The sequence below is a fragment of the Mucilaginibacter litoreus genome (assembly GCF_042676805.1).
Lineage (GTDB): Bacteria > Bacteroidota > Bacteroidia > Sphingobacteriales > Sphingobacteriaceae > Mucilaginibacter > Mucilaginibacter litoreus.
In genome coordinates, this window is the sequence record NZ_JBHTHZ010000003.1 from 20,292 (window position 1) to 38,373 (window position 18,082).

Consider the following 18,082-nt stretch of genomic DNA (forward strand, 5'->3'; position numbering starts at 1 on the left):
TCCATTTCTGCTTATACTTTTCTTTATTAAATTGCCCGCAATTCTACACCATGAAAATATTGTTCGGTATACAGGGTACAGGTAACGGCCATATCAGTCGTGCCCGTGAAATTGTACCCCTGCTGCAGCAATATGGCGAAGTTGATTTGTTGGTAAGCGGCACCGAGGCCGAGGTCAGCCTTTCGCAACCTCTTCAATATAAATTTCATGGTTTCAGCTTTGTGTTTGGTAAAAATGGCGGGGTTGATAACTGGGCAACATTCAGGATCATGAACCTGCGGCAGCTATGGAAGGATATGCATAGCCTCCCGTTGAATAATTATGACCTGATCATTAATGATTTTGAACCTGTTAGCGCCTGGGCCTGCCGGTTGCAAAAAGTACCATCAGTATCTTTAAGTCACCAATGCTCCTTTGTATCGCCTAAAACGCCACGTCCTAAAAAGTGGAATTATGCCGAGTGGCTTTTTAAATATTATTCGCCTACAACTCATCATATCGGGTTTCACTTTGAGCGTTATGATGATTTTATCCATACGCCTGTTATCCGCAGCGATATCCGTAAGATGGAAACATCGAATAAGGGCCATTACGCGGTTTACCTGCCGGCCTATAGCGATAGAACACTGGTGAAGTACCTTGGGCAGGCAAAAGATGCCGAGTGGCAGGTATTCAGTAAACGTCAGAAAACGCCATTTCGCGAAGGGAATGTGCATATTTTCCCGGTAAACAATGAGGCTTTTAACGCCAGTTTGGCAAGTTGTACCGGGTTGCTTACCGGCGGCGGCTTTGAAGGCCCGGCCGAGGCGCTGTTCTTAGGAAAAAAGGTATTGATGATCCCCATGAAAGGGCAGTATGAACAGCAGTGCAACGCGTTATCTGCCTCAAGATTAGGGGTAGAAGTTATCCCTACCATTAACCAGGATTTTTTACCCCGTATAAGTAACTGGCTTGCCGATGATAAACGCATAGCCGTTGATTTTCCGGATGAAACCGCACAGATAGTGGATAATATGATAAAGCAATACGCACGTAAATAAGCAATTGCATAGTAAGCACTTTTTGTACTAATTTTGCGGGTTCAGGGCCATCCGTTATTATGATCAACATTTTTAGGGCATTTAATCCGCTTAATATTTTATGGTTGGCCATCCTGGTTTTTATACTTCGCCTGGGTTACATTGTTGAAGCACCCGATAAATTACAATTTGTATTCGTTGAGCCCTTTGCCCGGCTCCTGGTCCCAGTAGCTTATGAATATGCTTTTTCGCCGATAGAAAATGTATGTATTGCGGCCGTTTTGGTGTTAGGGCAGGCCGTTTTACTGAATTACCTTGTAAATAAATACAATCTTTTAGGCCGGGCTACTTTTTTACCCTCATTGATGTATGTTACGCTCTCGTCGCTTTTTCCACCATTCATGGTATTAAGCGCACCACTGATATGTAACTTTTTGATCATATGGATGCTGTTTAAATTATTCAGCTTTTATAAAGGCGAAGATGCTAAATCTGCAGCGTATGATCTGGGGATGATTACAGCATTGGGGTCTATCATTTATCTGCCTTATGTCTATCTGTTTTTAGCTATATGGATAGCCCTGATTATTTTCAGGCCGTTTAACTGGCGCGAATGGATTTCAGGTGTATTGGGTTATTTTACCGTGTTTTTCTTTTTTGGCGTATATTATTATTTAAATAACCGGTTAGGCAGTTTTTATAATATTTGGGCGCCGCTTGGCTCAAAATTTCCAAACAGCATCAGCATCAACAATTACAATTATTTGGTACTCATACCTGTAATTATTGCGCTGATTTTGTTTGTATTTACCTTTCAGCAAAACTATTACAAAAGCTATGTACAGGTGCGTAAGTCGTTCCAGTTGCTGTTATTTGTTTTTTTACTGGGTGGAGTGTCTTTCTACGTTAAAGGCCGCTTTAACCTTAATCATTTTGTGCTTTGTATAATACCTGCTGCTGTGTTTTTATCTTACTATTTTGCTTATGCAAGCCGTAAGTGGTTTTACGAGAGCTTATATTTATTGCTGCTTATCAGTATCATATATTTTCAGTTTAACACTTTTTAACTTTTACATTCGTTCATATTTAAGCGGTTATATTAGCTTTGTAACATGAAATTTGGAGTAGTAATTTTTCCGGGCTCTAACTGTGATGAAGATATCATCCACGTTCTTGAAAATGTAATGGGCCAGCAGGTAGTGCGGTTATGGCATAAAGACCATGATTTGCAGGGTGCTGACTTTATTGTGTTACCCGGTGGGTTTTCTTTTGGCGATTACCTTCGCTCTGGTGCTATTGCGCGCTTTTCGCCTATTATGCAAGAGGTTATACAGTTTGCGGCAAAGGGCGGTAAGGTACTGGGTATTTGCAACGGTTTCCAGATACTTACAGAGGCAGGCCTTTTACCAGGCGCATTGCTGCATAATAAAAACCGTAAGTTTATTTGCCGTAATATTTATTTAAAACCTCAAACACAAAACTCGTTGGTTACACAGTCGCTTGATCCTCAGCAGGCTTTAAAAATACCTATTGCCCATGGCGAGGGGAATTATTTTGCAGATGCCGATGTGCTGAAAGCGATCAATGATAACGACCAGGTGTTGTTCCGTTATTCGGATGAATCAGGCAACTTCACAGATGAAAGTAACCCAAATGGTTCTATTGAAAACATAGCCGGTGTTACCAACATCAGCCGTAATGTTTTTGGGTTTATGCCTCATCCTGAGCGTGCTGCAGAAGGTATAGTAGGTAATCAGGATGGCCTGGCCATTTTTGAATCAATATTATCACTGGCTAAAGCCTGATGTTGAACCTGGTTGTTGATATTGGCAATACCTTAACAAAATTTGCCGTTTTTAATAACGACAACCTGCTTAAGGCCGAACAATATGAACACGCCGGCACAGAGGTTTTACAGGGTATTTTAGAGGAGTACCAGATAGCCCGTGCAATTATATCATCAGTAAAAAGCGAAAAACCCGGGTGGCAACAATATCTGGAGGGCAAGCTTAATGTGTTGCAATTTAACAGCAGTATAAGCACAAACATACATAACCATTATAAAACACCGGCCACACTGGGCGCCGACAGGCTGGCAGCAGTAACCGGAGCGTACAATTTGTACCCCCGGGAAAACAACCTTATTATAGGTGGGGGTACCTGCATTACCTATGATTTTGTTGATGCAGGGGCAAATTATTTTGGAGGCAGTATATCACCTGGGTTAAATATGCGTTATAAAGCGGTTAACCATTATACCGCAGCGTTACCTTTACTAACAGTTGATGGTAGCTTTACCGCCACTTATGGGCATGATACAGCTTCATCCATACGGTCGGGGATACAAAACGGTATTAAATATGAGTTGCTGGGGTTCATAAACGAATATGTAAAACTGACATCAGGGTACAACATTATACTGCACGGGGGCGACAGTATTTTTTTTGATACTCTATTGAAAAATAGCATCTTTGCGCCCTATGTTAAAATTGAACCATATCTGGTTCTAAGAGGATTAAACGTAGCGATACAAAAGTATAATGACTAAATATTTAAGGTTCATACCGATACTGTTCTTATTAAGCGCAATTACAGTTAACCTAAAAGCGCAATCTACGGCTACTACAAGTTCTCCGTACTCTCGCTATGGTCTCGGTGATATTAATCCTATGCTGCTGCCACAGAATAAAGCGATGGGCGGTATAAGCACAGGTATCAATCGTATATATGGTTTCAATAACCTTAATCCATTAAATCCTGCATCATACGGCAGTATCAACTTAACTACTATTGATATCGGGGTTTATGGTAATTTCAACACCCTCCAAAAATCAGGGCAGTCATCTCAAACCAACTCAAGCTTCAGGCTAAGTCATATTGCTTTTGGTATACCTGTAAGTAAACGATCGGCGCTAACTTTTGGTTTAATGCCATACAGTGAACTTGGTTACAGTTACAAGCAGATTTCTGATAATTTCGGCACAGGTTTACCTGCCGATACAAACGCTGTTAATTACATTTATGCAGGCGATGGTGGCTTAACGCGGTTTTGGTTAGGATACGGCTTTGGTATTGGCAGCCATATTTTCATTGGTGCTAATGCTTCATACATATTTGGAAACCTCAAGGAGTCTCAGTCCACAGAATTGCCATCGCTTTCCGGAGTATTGAACTCCCGGATAGAAGAAAGCAACAGTATCAAGGGCTTTAATTATGACTACGGAATTCAGTACGTTGCAGATCTGTCGCAAAAGAAACATTTAACCTTTGGTTACGCAGGTTCAGCAGGTACAAAACTTAATAGTACCAACAGCTATATTGTAAGTAGCTATACTACAACCAACACAGGCGACGAGAACCCCGCGACAGACAGTTTGGTGAACATACAGCAGCCATCTGCCAAAGTTCAGTTACCTATGAGCAACCGTTTTGGTATATCTTATCAAAATGATGGTAAATTTTTAATAGGCGCAGATTATACCATGACAAAGTGGTCTAACTTAACAGTTGCAGGTACTAATAAAGGATTAAAGGATAGCCGCACAATTAATGTAGGCGGGCAATTTACTCCTAACATCAATTCCTTATCAAACTATTTTGCATCGGTTGATTATCGCTTAGGATTTGTTTACGACAAAACCTACATGAACATTAACAATACCGACATAAAAAGATATGCCGCTACCTTTGGCGTAGGCTTACCCTTAAGGGCCAATAACCTGAGCTTTTATAAGATAAATATAGGTGCAGAGATTGGCCGCCGCGGAACATTAGTTAACGGATTGGTTAAAGAAAATTATGTTAACGTGCATTTGTCATTTACGCTTAACGATAAATGGTTCCAGAAATACAGGTTTGATTAATATTGAATAATGCGGATCAGGCTGAAACAACATTATGTTTTATTAGCGCTTTTTACAGGTATGCTGATAAGCGCCTGTGAAAACGACATTAACAAGGTTAAGGCTATTGCTGCAGCTGATGCTACCAAACCTATACAACGCACTACCGGTGTAGACATGATTTTTAGCGACTCGGGCGTTGTTAAAGCCAGGCTGATTACCCCTTTGCTTATACAATACGACTTTAAAGACTCCTCTTATCAGCAAATGCCTAAAGGCGTTAAAGTGCTGATATATAATCCCAATTTAAAGGTTGACGGGACTGTAATTGCCGACACCGGTTACAATTACGACAAAACGCAGATCATTAAATTTAAAAAAAACGTTGTAGCTACTAACGACGAGGGAACTACCTATAAATCTGAGGAGTTGATCTGGGACAGGGCTAAAAAGCAAATATATTCTACTAAGAATGTTTTGATGACCAAAGTTACCGGCGACCAGATGACAGGAACAAGCTTTACGAGCGACGATCATCTTAAAAATCCGGTATTTCAAAATTCAACAGCTATCATCCATGTGGATGATAGTCTTACACAATAAACCTCAAATAATTACGTAATTTTTGTGCTGTACAATTTTAGTAAAAATTGTATCTTGCGCCTCTTTTTGAGAATATAAATATATATAGTACAGTTGATATGGGTATCATGAGTTATTTGCGGGATAGGATGGGAAAAATTCTCGCAATTTTTATTGGTGTAGCACTTTTGGCATTTATTGCTGGTGAAGTGATACATTCTGGCAGCTCTTTTTTCAGAGGTAACGTGACAGATGTGGCCGAAATAAATGGCAAGTCTATCCCTTACCAGGATTTTAATGCAAAATTAGAGCAAAGCACTCAACAGTTCAGGCAGCAATCTGGGCAGAATATCACTCCGCAGATATCTAATTATCTGCAGGAAACTACCTGGAACCAGATATTAAGCCAAGAGCTTTTAAATACCGAAATAAACAGATTAGGCCTTACTGTTGGCCAGGCTGAAAGTAATTCGATGATCAGCGGAAATAACCCTGATCCTCAAATTCAACAACAATTCGTTGGCCAGGATGGTAAATTTGATAAATCAAAGTTAAATCAGTTCCTGCAGTATATGCAGTCGCCCAAAGCAGACCCTAACCAGGTAGCGGCATGGAGAAATTTTGTGATCCAATTAATCGAATCTAAAAAGGCGCAGAAATACATGGCTTTGGTTACAAATGGCATGTATGTAAATTCTTTAGAGGCACAGGACGATTATACTAATAAAAACAAGCTGGTTAATTTTAAGTATACCATGCTTGATTATGCATCTGTACCAGATAGCCAGATAAAGCTGACAGATGATGATTACAATACCTATTATAACGAGCATAAGGGTGAGTTTAAAAATCAGCAGGAGCTGCGCAGCTTTGAATACGTAAGCTTTAACGCTGCCCCGTCTAAACCAGATAGCGCTGCTATAAAAGCCCAGGTGGATAAATTGGCTGCTGATTTTAAAGCAAGCAGCAATGATTCGCTTTTTGTGCAGGTGAATGCAGAGACTAAAGCTCCGTTGGTTTATCAGAAAAAAGGCCAATTAGAGCCTAAATTGGATTCGGTGATGTTCACTGCCGAAAAAGGTTTTGTATATGGCCCTTTTTTAAGTAACGGGAGTTATAAAATTGCTAAGCTGGTTGATTCAAGGGTAGGCCCGGATTCAGTAAAAGCAAAACATATATTATTAAATACTGCTGCCGAAGGTGGTTTGGACAAAGCCATTGCAAAAGCAGATTCACTTAAGAAACTGGTACAGGGCGGTAAATCGTTTGCAGATTTAGCTAAAGTATATTCTGTTGATAAGCAATCTGGTGAAAAAGGAGGTGACCTTGGCACTTTTGGCCGGGGCGCTATGGTTCCTGCTTTTGAAGATGCAGTTTTCAATGGCAAAGCCGGCGACCTTAAGGTTATTACATCTCAGTTTGGTGTGCACCTTATTCAGATAGAAAGTCAGAAGGGCTCTTCAAAAGTTGTTAAGGTTGCAGTGGTTGATAAACCATTAACTCCAAGCAGTGATACACAAAACGGCGTATATAGCAAAGCGCAGCAATTCTTAAGTTCATTAAATGGAGATAATTTTGAATCACAAGCTAAAAAAGCAAATCTGCCCATAAAAAACTCTGACGATGTTACCGCTGTTGCTGCAAGCATCCCGGGTTTGGAAAATGCGCGTCCGGTTGTTAAGTGGGCCTTTGGTGCAAAAAAAGGAGATTTTTCTGACCAGGTGTTTGCTGTTGGTGATCAGTATGTGGTTGCTCGTTTAACATCAGTTAAGCCAGAAGGGGTTTTACCGTTAGATGTAGTTAAGAAACAGATTGAGCCAATGGTAAGACAGCAGGTTAAAGGCAACCAACTGTCAGATAAACTACAGGCGGCTGCAAACGGGGCGTCAGGTATAGATCAGGTTGCGCAAAAAGCAGGTAGCAAAGTTGTCCCTTTACAAAATATAGTGTTTGCTAACCCTGTTATCCCAGGCGCAACTGCAGAATACAAATTAATAGGTAGTGTGTTCGGTTCACAGCCAAACAAACTGTCCAAGCCGGTTATAGGGCAGCAGGGTGTATATGTTTACACAGTTGATAGCTTTATTAACCCTGCTCCGCTTACCAATACTGTAAGAGAGAAACAGCAATTGAGCCAGGCAATAGCTCAGCGTAGTGCAGGGCAGGTGCTTGATGCTTTGAAAGATAAGGCGAATGTAAAAGATTACCGCGCCAAATTTTTATAACATATTTTAAAGTAATTTTGTATCCGGCATCGGCGTTAAGCTAATGCCGGATTTTTTGTTTATAAGCATCAATCCAATAAAAGGCGTTTTTTAATAAGTTTAGCCATGGAAATACAGGAAAATATCATCAATAAAGTTGCCCAAAGCGGGCTTGTTACTTTAGATCCGGCGCAATTTTATACACCCGGAGAGCGTGTGGTATATGATATAAAGGATAATCTTTTTCATGGGCTGATATTAAAAGAAAAAGATTTTAGAGAGTTTGTAAAAAACCATGACTGGTCGCTATACCAGGATAAATACGTAGCGGTAACTTGCACAGCCGATGCTATTGTACCTGCCTGGGCATATATGTTGTTAGCTAACCGGCTGGCACCTTATGCTAAACAGGTTGTTTTTGGTGATGCAGATGTACTTGAAACAGTTTTATTTGTAAAGGCGGTTGCAAGCTTTGATGTTGAGCAATATCGCGACCAGCGCATAGTGCTAAAAGGCTGCGGCGATGTGCCCGTTCCGGTATCGGCTTACGTGGAGCTTACTCAAAAATTAACGCCTGTTGCCAAAAGCCTCATGTTTGGCGAACCCTGCTCTACAGTACCCATTTATAAACGCAAAGATTAAACCGTAACGCGGTAATTGCGTCTATATTAATTACATGAAGAAATTTTTTTTATTCCTTATTGTTTTTGTATCGCTTAATGCCGCATATGCACAGGTAGATGAAGCTTCGAAAAATAAAGAAGTGGCTTTTAAAGCCGGCGAGCAGATAACATATAAATTACGTTATGGCTTTTTAAGCGCTGCCGAAGCTGTTATCAGGGTAGAAAATACGCCTTTAAAATTTGAAGGACACCCGGCTTTACATATTAATGCGCAGGCTAAAACAGTAGGCACTTTTAATTTTCTGTTCAAGGTAAAAAACGAGTACCATAGCTTTATAGACCCGCAAACTTTATTGCCTTATTATTATACAGAAACAAGGCAGGAGTCAAAATACAAACACACGGACAAAGTAATTTTCGACCATGAAAAGAACACTATAATTGCCGATAAGGGAACATTTCCTTATACAGGCGATGTGTTCGACTTTTTGTCTTGCTACTATTTTGCACGTAACGTTGATATAACAGGTGTTAAAATTGGCGACAAGCTCCAGATGCGTTACTTTCTGGAAGATGGAATACACGCGATGACTATCACCTATCTTGGTAAAGAACAGGTAAAATGTGGGCTTGGAACTTTCAATTGCTTAAAATTCAGCCCGACAATTATACCAGGCCGTATATTCAAAAAAAATAGTAAGCTATATTTGTGGATTACTGATGATAAAAACCGCATACCTATTAAAGCGAATGTGGAAATCATTGTAGGTAGCTTAACAATGGATCTAACACAGGCAAGCGGCCTTAAGTATCCGCTTAATCCGGTAAAAAAGTAAAAAGAGATGATGATAGAAGTAGGGAGTGTGCTGGTGCATGAGGATGTTGTAGCAAATAATTTTGTTTGTAATTTAAACAAATGTAAAGGTGCATGCTGCCTTGAGGGCGACTCCGGTGCGCCACTGAACCATGATGAATTACAGATATTAAAAGACATCTATCCCAAGGTAAAACCCTACATGACGGCCAAGGGCATTGCAACAATTGAGGCCGAAGGTACCCATGTGACTGATTTTGAAGGTGACTATACAACCCCATGTGTAGATACTAATAAAGAATGCGCTTATGTTACCTGGGAAAACGGAATCACCAAATGTGCTATAGAAAAGGCATACGAAGCCGGTGATATCAGCTGGCAAAAACCTATCTCATGCCATTTATATCCTATACGTATAACAGCTTACCCGGAGTTTGATGTGCTTAATTACGACAGGTGGAGTATATGCAGCCCTGCATGTGCCTTTGGCGATGAATTAAAAGTACGCGTTCATGAGTTTTTAAAAGGACCACTTACCCGCAAATATGGCGAAACCTGGTACCGCGAACTGGAGGATGCGGTAGCCCACATGTAATATGATTTGCTGTAATGGCAAATACTGCTTTTACAATTAATTTAGATAATATTGTATTTTATATTATTTATTAATGAAAAAAGCTTTAATAACAGGGATTACCGGGCAGGATGGGGCATATTTAGCAGAGTTTTTGCTTAAAAAGGGGTATGAGGTGCATGGTATTAAACGCCGTTCTTCTTTGTTTAATACCGATAGGATAGACCATCTTTATCAGGACCCTCATGAGAGCGGTAAAAGGTTAATATTGCACTATGGCGACCTGACCGACTCTATGAACCTTACACGCCTTATTCAGGAGATACAGCCGGATGAGATTTATAATCTGGGTGCCCAAAGCCATGTTAAAGTAAGTTTTGAATCACCGGAATATACCGCTAATGCCGACGGTATTGGTGTACTAAGAATACTTGAAGCAATAAGGCTTTTAGGCCTTACTAAGAAAACCCGCCTATACCAGGCTTCCACATCAGAGTTATATGGCTTGGTACAGCATGTACCACAATCAGAAACAACGCCATTTTATCCACGTTCGCCTTATGCAGTAGCAAAATTATATGGCTACTGGATAATTGTAAATTACCGCGAAGCATATGATATGTATGCCTGCAATGGCATATTGTTTAACCATGAAAGCCCTATTCGCGGAGAAACTTTTGTCACCCGCAAAATTACCCGCGGTGTTGCTAAAATAGCGCTTGGCCTGCAGGATTGCCTGTATATGGGTAACCTGAGCGCACAACGCGACTGGGGGCACGCCAAAGATTATATTGTTGCCATGTGGCTGATGCTGCAACAGGATAAGCCACAGGATTATGTAATAGCCACTGGTATAACAACCACCGTTAGGGATTTTATACGCATGGCATTTGCAGAGTTAGGAATAGAGGTTGAGTTTAGCGGAAAGGACGAAAATGAAAAAGGCGTTATCATTGATATTGACCAGCAAAAAGCCGAAAGCTTAGGCCTTAATGTCGATGCTTTAAAATTTGGCCAGACTGTAGTTAAAGTTGATGTAGGTTATTTCAGGCCGACCGAGGTAGATTTACTGATAGGCGACCCATCAAAAGCTAAAGAACAATTGGGTTGGGAGCCCACGTATGATTTAGCCGCTTTAGTTACTGATATGGTACAATCAGACCTTCATCTGGCTAAAAAAGATGAACACATGAAAAGAGGTGGTTTTAAAACATTAAACTACTTTGAGTAGTTTACTCATCTGTATATATGAAGAGAATATTTATCAGCATTAGTTTAATATTGGCTACAGCGGGCATTGCCCGTTCTCAAGCGGTTTATCAGCCCTATTCTTACCAGTTTTATCAAAAATTTGATGCGGATAGCTACTCAACCGGTACACGGATACATACCGCTTTAAAGCCGTACTTTTTAAACGATTCGCTGTTAATGCACAGCTATGATTCTATCATGAATTATGGCAGCGAGAATAATAAGGATGTATTTTATAAAAAGCTTTTTAACGAGCATCAGATAGATGTTAAAGGCGCGAATTCAACCTTTTACGCCGATCTTCTCCCAGATTTCAACATCGGCCGCGATTTTTCTCAAAAACAAAATTTGTGGCTAAGCTCACTGGGCTTGCAAATTGGCGGTACCATCAGTAATAAGTTTTATTACAATGTTACCGGCTACCTTAACCGGGCCGGAGTGCCGGATTATATTTCTACTTACATAAGGCAGGTGGGTATTGTACCAGGTATGGCCTATGCGGGTACATACAATAATAAGCCCAATGCATATGGCTGGGATTATATTACGGCAACCGCCTCTTATACTCCCGTAAAATACATTAACATAAGTGCCGGGCGCGATAAAACCTTTATAGGTGATGGGTATCGTTCGCTGTTGCTTTCTGATTATGCCTCACCATATCCGTTTTTCCGGGTAACTGCCAATTTAGGTAATGTGAAATACATGTCTATGTGGGGTTACTTTGCCGACCCTGCCGGTACAAGCGATATCAATATTAACCGTAATAAGTGGGGAGTTTTTCATTATTTAGACTGGAATGTCAGCAATCGTCTTTCATTTGGTTTCTTTGACTCGGTCATATGGGCGGATGTTGATGATCAAGGGCATAAACATGGCTTTGATTTCAACTACATCAATCCCTTTATATTTCTGCGCCCGGTAGAAGCCAGTAACGGATCACCAGACAACGCTTTAATAGGTTTCACCTCAAAATATAAAGTAACCAATGGCCTTACCGCTTACGGGCAGTTTTCACTTGATGAGTTTGAAGCCAGCAATTTCTTCTCCGGCAAGGGTAGTTCACGTAATAAATATGGCTGGCAATTGGGTATAAGGGGCGCAGATCTGTTTAGTGTGGAAAACCTGAATTACCTGGTGGAAACAAATACCGTTAAACCTTACACTTACTCAGAAAGGGCAAGCATATTAAGCTACTCTGCCAACAGCGAGCCTTTGGCACACCCTTGGGGCGCAAATTTCAGGGAGTATGTTGGCATACTCAGCTATTCGTACAAGCGGTTTGATCTGATGGGTGAAGTTGACTACGGCAAATACGGCCTTGATATGAACAACCTGAATTATGGTAAGGATATTTTTCAGCATTATACCACTCCTGCAAGGGAGAACGGAAACTTTACCGGACAGGGCCTGAAAACTGATATGATATACCTTCAGGGCAAAGTAGGTTATATCATCAATCCAAAATACAATCTTAGGTTAGAGCTTGGGGGCATTTACCGTAACGAAAAGAACAGCGACTTTAATGACAAAACGGCTATGATAACCTTTGGTGTACGCAGTTCATTCCGTAGCATTTACACGGATATTAGCAGTTTCAAAACGCATTAAACAAGGCTCATTTCGCTTTTTATGGCTCTTAAGAATTCATTGGCGTGCTGCGAGCCAATAATGTATACCAACCCATCACGGTCTGTTAAATGAATAGCGTCATTACCGGCCGCATAAAAACGTATGGTGCCCTTGGTGTGCAGGTTATAAACAGGGTTATTAAACAGGTAGCGGCTGTAGGTCCCTTTTTCAACATTAACAATACTGTTCAGGTCTATCTTCACACGGCGGGTAGACCATAAGCCATCAAGCAAAATGCTTTTATTGATAACTTTGGTGCTAAAGTGCAGCAGGAAACCCATTATTATTGATATGATAATAATTACGAAGCCAACAATGGCTAAAAGATCGCCGTTGCGCTCGCGTTCGTCAGTGAAAAAGTAAGCAGCAAAACAAAACATGGCCAAAACAAGGCGGATAGTAATAGGTATCCATTCGCGGCCAAGGTATTGCTTTTCTATAAAAACTGCTTTCTCGCTCATAATTTAAATAATTCGAATATAGTAACTTTTTTAGTGTTATCGCTCACTTTATATCTGTCGCTTAATCGGTACCCACCCACCCAGATGATCTCATCATTACCATTAACCAATATAGGTACATTAGATTTGGCGGATACAGGGACCTTTTGATGTACAAAGAAATCGCTTAGTTTTTGCCTGGTTTTCATCCCTAACGGAAAAAAATAATCGCCCTGCTGCCAACTGCGCAATTTAAGCGGATAAATAAGCAAGGCCGCGTCGACGGATATCGCCATAGGGTTATCTTTAATAATAAGCGGTGTATCATCATGTAAAACGGTAAGCTTGTATCCGCTCCAACAAGTAGCAGAAGTATTGTTATTAATGATGGCATCAGCTACTTGCTTAACGGCTTTCGGGCTAATTATCAGTTTGCCTCGGTCTACCAATAAAGTAAAGTTGTAGCTTTCAAATACCCTGCCGGCATGTTTATGTAAAACGCTTAACAGGTCGTCAATCGTACTTTCGCCAAAGCCGTATGGTTGCAACAATTTAAATAGCAGTAAGCGTTTTGGGGAAAGGGAATGTATCTTATTGATTAAGATATGTACCTCGTCGCCCGCAAAAATCAGTAGGTCGCTTTTTAAACTTTCTACCTGCCGGTTTAATAAAACCTCCAGATCCCGAAAATTACGCAGGTTGTTTTCAAACGTCGCTTCCAGGTTAGGGTTTAATTCTTTAAGTAAAGGTATAACCTGATGGCGCAGTTTATTACGTGCATATTTAACTGAAGCGTTTGAAGCATCTTCTACGTACTGTAAATTATTTTTAGCTACAAGATGCTCTATTTCATTACGGGTTAAAAAAAGCAGCGGGCGGGCTATGTTACCGTTTTTAGGTAATATACCATGCAGTCCGGCAATGCCGGTGCCGCGTGTAAGGTTCAACAATATAGTTTCAATAGTATCGTTCTGATGGTGTGCAACCGCAATGGTATCATAACCGGCTGACTGACTGATTTTATTGAACCATTGGTAACGCAGATCACGCGCGGCCATCTGGATAGATATTTTATTTTCGGCAGCATAAACCTGCGTATCAAAGTTTTTGGTATGAAATGGCACCTCAAGTTCATGGGCAAGTTCTTTAACAAATTGCTGGTCGGCATCAGCAGCATCGCCCCGAAGTTTAAAGTTGCAGTGGGCAATGGCAAAATTGTAACCGGCAGCCTTTAACAGATGTGCCATTAAAACAGAGTCGATGCCGCCGCTTACAGCCGCCATTATTTTGCTGGCAGGTGTAAATAAACTATTTTGTTCAATAAACTCGGTGAAGCGTTTAACCGGAAGCATAGCTCAAAATTATTAATTTAATAACCCCCGCAAAAAACTAATTTTGCATCGTGATAAAATACACTTGTAGTATACTTTTTATACTGTTTACCCTTTCAGCATCTGCACAGAAAAAATCTGTTGTAAAGCTTATATCATCAAAAAGCAGCCAGCTGATACAGCTTAACGGAAAGGATGTTGTTAAAGTTTACCAGGGAGTATTTACGCAGGATTATTCCACCATGCGGTCAGACAGTGGTTATTTTTATGCCCGGGATAACGCGTTTGATGCTTTTGGCCATGTAAATATCACTCAGGGCGATACATTGAACATCTATTCGGATAAACTTAATTACAACGGTAATACTAAAACAGCTATCCTTACGGATAATGTTACCATGGTTGATAAAGATGCCACGCTAACCACTAATTACCTTACTTATAACACCGGCACACGCATTGGCACTTATACAGGCGGGGGCAAGCTTGTTAATAAAGACAACACCCTTACCAGTAAGAACGGCTATTACTTCGCTAATTCGCGGGATGCTTATTTCAGGTATAATGTTGTATTGATAACCCCGGACGCGCTGATAAAAACTGATACTTTGCGTTATAACAGCGGTACCCGTATAGCCTTTTTTTACGGGCCTACTAATATTTATGACACCAAAGACAAGAAAGATACCCTTTATACCGAAAACGGTTTGTATAACACCATTACTGAGCAGGCCTTTTTTGGTAAAAAGAATCTTTATAAGCAGGGCACTAAAACCCTTACCGGCGACAGCCTTTTTTACGACAGGCTTAAAGGCTACGGCCGGGCAGTAAAAAATGTGATATTTAAAGATAGGGAGCAGAACATAACGCTGCGAGGCCAACTTGCTACTTATTACAGGGAAGCAGAACGCACCGTTGTTACACAGGACCCTTATGTAATATTGGTTACCGAAGAGAAGGACACTACCGCTACAGACAGTGTACCGGTTGCCGCGGCCGATTCAGTGTCATCTAAAGGCAGTAAAGTGAAAGCTGCTAAACCCACTACAGTGAAAAGAGCAAATGCCCTGGCTGTAAAACCACCTGCCGGTACCATGCCGGTGAAAGTACTGTCAGGTAATCAGCCGGCGGCAGATACAGCTGTTAAAGCAGCAGTACCGCCAGCGCCTAAGGTAAAGCGCGACTCGATCTATATATCTGCGGATACACTGGAAACACAGATGCTGACTTTCAAAAATCTGAAGCTTATGCAGGAGCGGCAAAGGCTTTCGGGCATCAGAGATACTTCGGCAAAGGGAAATAATAAAACCGGTGCACAGGCTAAAAAAACAGCTCAATCATCAAAGTTTTTAACGCTTAACGCGCCTAAACCATGGCGTGATACCACCCATATATGGCAACCGGAATTGTTTGGAAAACCTAAACCTTTGCCAGCCAAAAACGCGGCGACTGCGGATAAAGGTAAAGCGCCGACTAAGGAAAAACCAGGTAATGATGATGAAGACCTGGATAGCGATCCGATATTTTATACCCCGCCTGTTGTTTTAAAGGATACCGCCCGTGTAAGGATAGTAAAAGCCTATCACCATGCCAAGTTATTTAAATCTGATCTTCAGGCCAAATCCGATTCGATGTTTTACAGTTACAGTGATTCTACGCTGCGTTGCTATATTCAACCATTGATATGGACACAAGGTTCCCAATTGTCTGGTGATACCATTAACCTGCAGATGAAGAACAAGAAACTGGATAACATGACCCTTTTCCCATCATCATTTATTGTAAACCTTGAAAAGGGGGACTCCTCACATTACAATCAGATTTCCGGTAAGCGGATGAAGGGTTTTTTCCTCAAGAATAAGCTTGACCGTATGTATGTTGTTGGAAACTCTGAAAGTATATATTTCAGTAGGGATAGCCTGAAAAATGTAGATGGCATGCAGCGGTCGTTGAGCAGCCGTATGCGCGTTTATTTTAAAAATGGCGAAGCCAGGCATATCTTTTTCATCACAAAGCCGGAGCATAGATACGGCCCCCTGAATAAATTTACAGAAGAGGATAAGGTGTTAAAAGGCTTTATCTGGAAACCTAAGGAACGCCCTGTATCTAAAGAGTCGATCATACCATCATATAACCGCAGGCTGGCTGCAAACAATACAGGGCAGGCTAAGAAAACAGCTGCTACAAAGCCGCCAGCAACAGCTAATGGCCAGAACAAATCATCGGCAGATACAGCGCAAAACAAGAAGACGGCAACATCGCCCGCGAATGTAAAAAGCGATACCAGTAATGTTAAAGCACCAGCCGGCAATATCAGCAAGGATAGCGTTGCTGTAAAGGTGCCGGTTAAAATTAACACGGATAGTACCAACAATACACCAGCGCCTATCAAGAACAGACAACAACAGGAAAATAAGACCCCTTTGATGCCAAAGAACATTAAACGCGATACAACGGTTACAAAGCAGTTTTAATCAGGCTGAAGGCGTGTTTAAAAAGGCAGCCATTTTTGCAACAGCAAGGCCCCGGTGACTAATGCTGTTCTTTTCGTCCAGGCTCATTTCTGCAAAGGTGATTTCATACCCTTCAGGCTGAAAAATCGGGTCGTATCCAAAACCGGCCGTTCCGCAACGCTCGTGTCGGATAGTGCCGTTTACAATGCCCTCAAAAAAATGTTCACTGCCATTCCATAGCAATGATATTACAGTCCTGAAACGGGCATTTCTGTTCTCTGCACCTTCAAGGCTTTTCAGCACCTTATCAATATTAGCTTCATGGTTGCCATGTGTGCCGGCATATCTTGCCGAATAAATTCCCGGTTCGTTATTCAGTGCTTCTATTTCAAGGCCACTATCGTCGCCAAAACAATTAAGATGATATTTATTATAGATGTAATGGCTTTTTATTGAGGCATTTTCGTTAAAAGTGAAGCCGGTTTCGGCAATATCGTCATGGCAGCCAATATCATCAAGGCTTAGCAATTTTATACCGTCAGTCAGTATAGCTTGCACTTCAGTAAGCTTGTGATGATTGTTGGTAGCAAAAACTAACTTGTGCATGTTATAAAATTTTCATGTTTTCCCAAAAGGTGCGTTTGTTGTCGCTGCTGCTCATCATTTCATCAAAACTAAAGCTGTATAAAACATGGGTGCGTTTGCCCTGCATCGGCTTGTTTAATGCAAGGTTCCCAATACCGTCTGGCAAGGCATCTTTGCCCATAATTACCATGCGCGTTGGTTTAAAAAAAGCGGCCATAGCAGCAAATTTTATACTGCGATAATTATGCATGTTTAAGATGGCAACATCAGCAAGGGCAAAACCTTTTCGGGTAAGTATGTTTTCGAGCGCTGTAAGGTGGTTTGTACTGATGTGCTGATCGGAAGGGTAGTTAACCAATATCAAAAAGTTTTGATTATTACTCCCCAGATAATTAAATACAGGTTCATCCGTTGTTACTATTGATTGAACTATCTGCTGAATTGGCGTTTCAATAGTTGTAACAGGGCTGTTTTGAGGTTCCGTGGCTTCCGCTGGCGTTGTTGAACCGGATATTGGATGCTTGATTGCCTTATCATTTTCAAGCAGGTAGATGTCATCCTGTAATATAAAACGGTATGCCTGCGGGTATTCAACTTTCATATATAATTTAACAAATTTTAACCAAAATTACCTATTCTGGTTCTTGCATTATAACCATATTAGCACAATGGCTTAATTATACGATTTTATTAATAAATTTTACCGAAATTTGCACGCTTAGCGGATAAGCC

17 protein-coding genes are annotated in these 18,082 nt (G+C 41.0%); 13 read left to right on the forward strand and 4 right to left on the reverse strand.

Annotation, left to right across the window (positions count from 1 at the left end; genetic code table 11):
* The first annotated feature begins 50 nt into the window (after positions 1-50).
* The 12 genes from ACFQZX_RS05950 to ACFQZX_RS06005 all read left to right on the forward strand — a co-directional run bounded on the left by ACFQZX_RS05950 (position 51) and on the right by ACFQZX_RS06005 (position 12,520).
* On the forward strand, positions 51-1,040 hold the full coding sequence (locus tag ACFQZX_RS05950; protein ID WP_377112540.1) for a glycosyltransferase family protein: 990 nt from the start codon (positions 51-53) through the stop codon (positions 1,038-1,040).
* A 59-nt stretch (positions 1,041-1,099) separates the two neighbouring features.
* Positions 1,100-2,086 (forward strand): DUF6427 family protein, encoded by a 987-nt coding sequence (locus ACFQZX_RS05955; RefSeq protein WP_377112542.1) that lies wholly within the window; start codon positions 1,100-1,102, stop codon positions 2,084-2,086.
* 45 nt (positions 2,087-2,131) lie between these two features.
* A complete protein-coding gene (gene purQ / locus ACFQZX_RS05960; protein WP_377112544.1) occupies positions 2,132-2,824 on the forward strand; it encodes a phosphoribosylformylglycinamidine synthase subunit PurQ in 693 nt (230 codons plus the stop codon).
* Positions 2,824-3,567, forward strand: coding sequence for a type III pantothenate kinase (locus ACFQZX_RS05965; RefSeq protein WP_377112546.1), 744 nt, complete (start codon positions 2,824-2,826; stop codon positions 3,565-3,567). The genes purQ and ACFQZX_RS05965 overlap by 1 nt, the downstream gene beginning before the upstream one ends.
* Entirely contained in the window at positions 3,560-4,882 is a 1,323-nt protein-coding gene (locus tag ACFQZX_RS05970) for a hypothetical protein (protein WP_377112548.1), read from the forward strand. Before ACFQZX_RS05965 ends, ACFQZX_RS05970 begins: the two co-directional genes overlap by 8 nt.
* A gap of 9 nt (positions 4,883-4,891) precedes the next feature.
* The gene (gene lptC, locus ACFQZX_RS05975; protein ID WP_377112551.1) at positions 4,892-5,464 is read left to right on the forward strand and encodes an LPS export ABC transporter periplasmic protein LptC; all 573 of its coding nucleotides are present in this window, start codon (positions 4,892-4,894) and stop codon (positions 5,462-5,464) included.
* Between the two features lie 107 nt (positions 5,465-5,571).
* Positions 5,572-7,668 carry a peptidylprolyl isomerase gene (locus tag ACFQZX_RS05980; protein WP_377112554.1) on the forward strand — a complete coding sequence of 699 codons (2,097 nt, stop codon included), beginning with the start codon at positions 5,572-5,574 and terminating at the stop codon, positions 7,666-7,668.
* A 105-nt stretch (positions 7,669-7,773) separates the two neighbouring features.
* Positions 7,774-8,289 (forward strand): DUF2480 family protein, encoded by a 516-nt coding sequence (locus tag ACFQZX_RS05985; RefSeq protein ID WP_377112557.1) that lies wholly within the window; start codon positions 7,774-7,776, stop codon positions 8,287-8,289.
* Positions 8,290-8,323: 34 nt separating this feature from the next.
* Positions 8,324-9,106 (forward strand): DUF3108 domain-containing protein, encoded by a 783-nt coding sequence (locus tag ACFQZX_RS05990; protein ID WP_377112559.1) that lies wholly within the window; start codon positions 8,324-8,326, stop codon positions 9,104-9,106.
* 9 nt (positions 9,107-9,115) lie between these two features.
* On the forward strand, positions 9,116-9,679 hold the full coding sequence (locus tag ACFQZX_RS05995; protein ID WP_377113459.1) for a DUF3109 family protein: 564 nt from the start codon (positions 9,116-9,118) through the stop codon (positions 9,677-9,679).
* A gap of 73 nt (positions 9,680-9,752) precedes the next feature.
* Positions 9,753-10,889, forward strand: a complete 1,137-nt coding sequence (gene gmd / locus ACFQZX_RS06000) for a GDP-mannose 4,6-dehydratase (RefSeq protein WP_377112561.1) — start codon at positions 9,753-9,755, stop codon at positions 10,887-10,889.
* 65 nt (positions 10,890-10,954) lie between these two features.
* Positions 10,955-12,520, forward strand: a complete 1,566-nt coding sequence (locus ACFQZX_RS06005; RefSeq protein ID WP_377113461.1) for a gliding motility protein RemB — start codon at positions 10,955-10,957, stop codon at positions 12,518-12,520.
* Here ACFQZX_RS06005 and ACFQZX_RS06010 read toward each other — a convergent pair.
* Positions 12,517-13,002 carry a hypothetical protein gene (locus ACFQZX_RS06010; protein ID WP_377112564.1) on the reverse strand — a complete coding sequence of 162 codons (486 nt, stop codon included), beginning with the start codon at positions 13,000-13,002 and terminating at the stop codon, positions 12,517-12,519. The two genes, ACFQZX_RS06005 and ACFQZX_RS06010, sit on opposite strands and share 4 nt — an antisense overlap.
* The gene (gene tilS, locus ACFQZX_RS06015) at positions 12,999-14,333 is read right to left on the reverse strand and encodes a tRNA lysidine(34) synthetase TilS (RefSeq protein ID WP_377112567.1); all 1,335 of its coding nucleotides are present in this window, start codon (positions 14,331-14,333) and stop codon (positions 12,999-13,001) included. The genes ACFQZX_RS06010 and tilS overlap by 4 nt, the downstream gene beginning before the upstream one ends.
* A 50-nt stretch (positions 14,334-14,383) precedes the next feature.
* On the opposite strand from tilS, the gene ACFQZX_RS06020 reads away from it, so the two are divergent.
* Positions 14,384-16,786: an OstA-like protein gene (locus ACFQZX_RS06020; RefSeq protein WP_377112570.1), complete on the forward strand. Its 2,403-nt coding sequence runs from the start codon at positions 14,384-14,386 to the stop codon at positions 16,784-16,786.
* Here the strand turns inward: ACFQZX_RS06020 and ACFQZX_RS06025 are convergent, their stop codons facing one another.
* Together ACFQZX_RS06025 and ACFQZX_RS06030 are read right to left on the reverse strand one after the other, a co-directional pair.
* On the reverse strand, positions 16,787-17,371 hold the full coding sequence (locus tag ACFQZX_RS06025; protein WP_377112573.1) for a non-canonical purine NTP diphosphatase: 585 nt from the start codon (positions 17,369-17,371) through the stop codon (positions 16,787-16,789). It lies immediately after the preceding gene.
* A 1-nt stretch (position 17,372) separates the two neighbouring features.
* On the reverse strand, positions 17,373-17,951 hold the full coding sequence (locus tag ACFQZX_RS06030) for a hypothetical protein (RefSeq protein WP_377112575.1): 579 nt from the start codon (positions 17,949-17,951) through the stop codon (positions 17,373-17,375).
* Positions 17,952-18,082 lie beyond the last annotated feature (131 nt).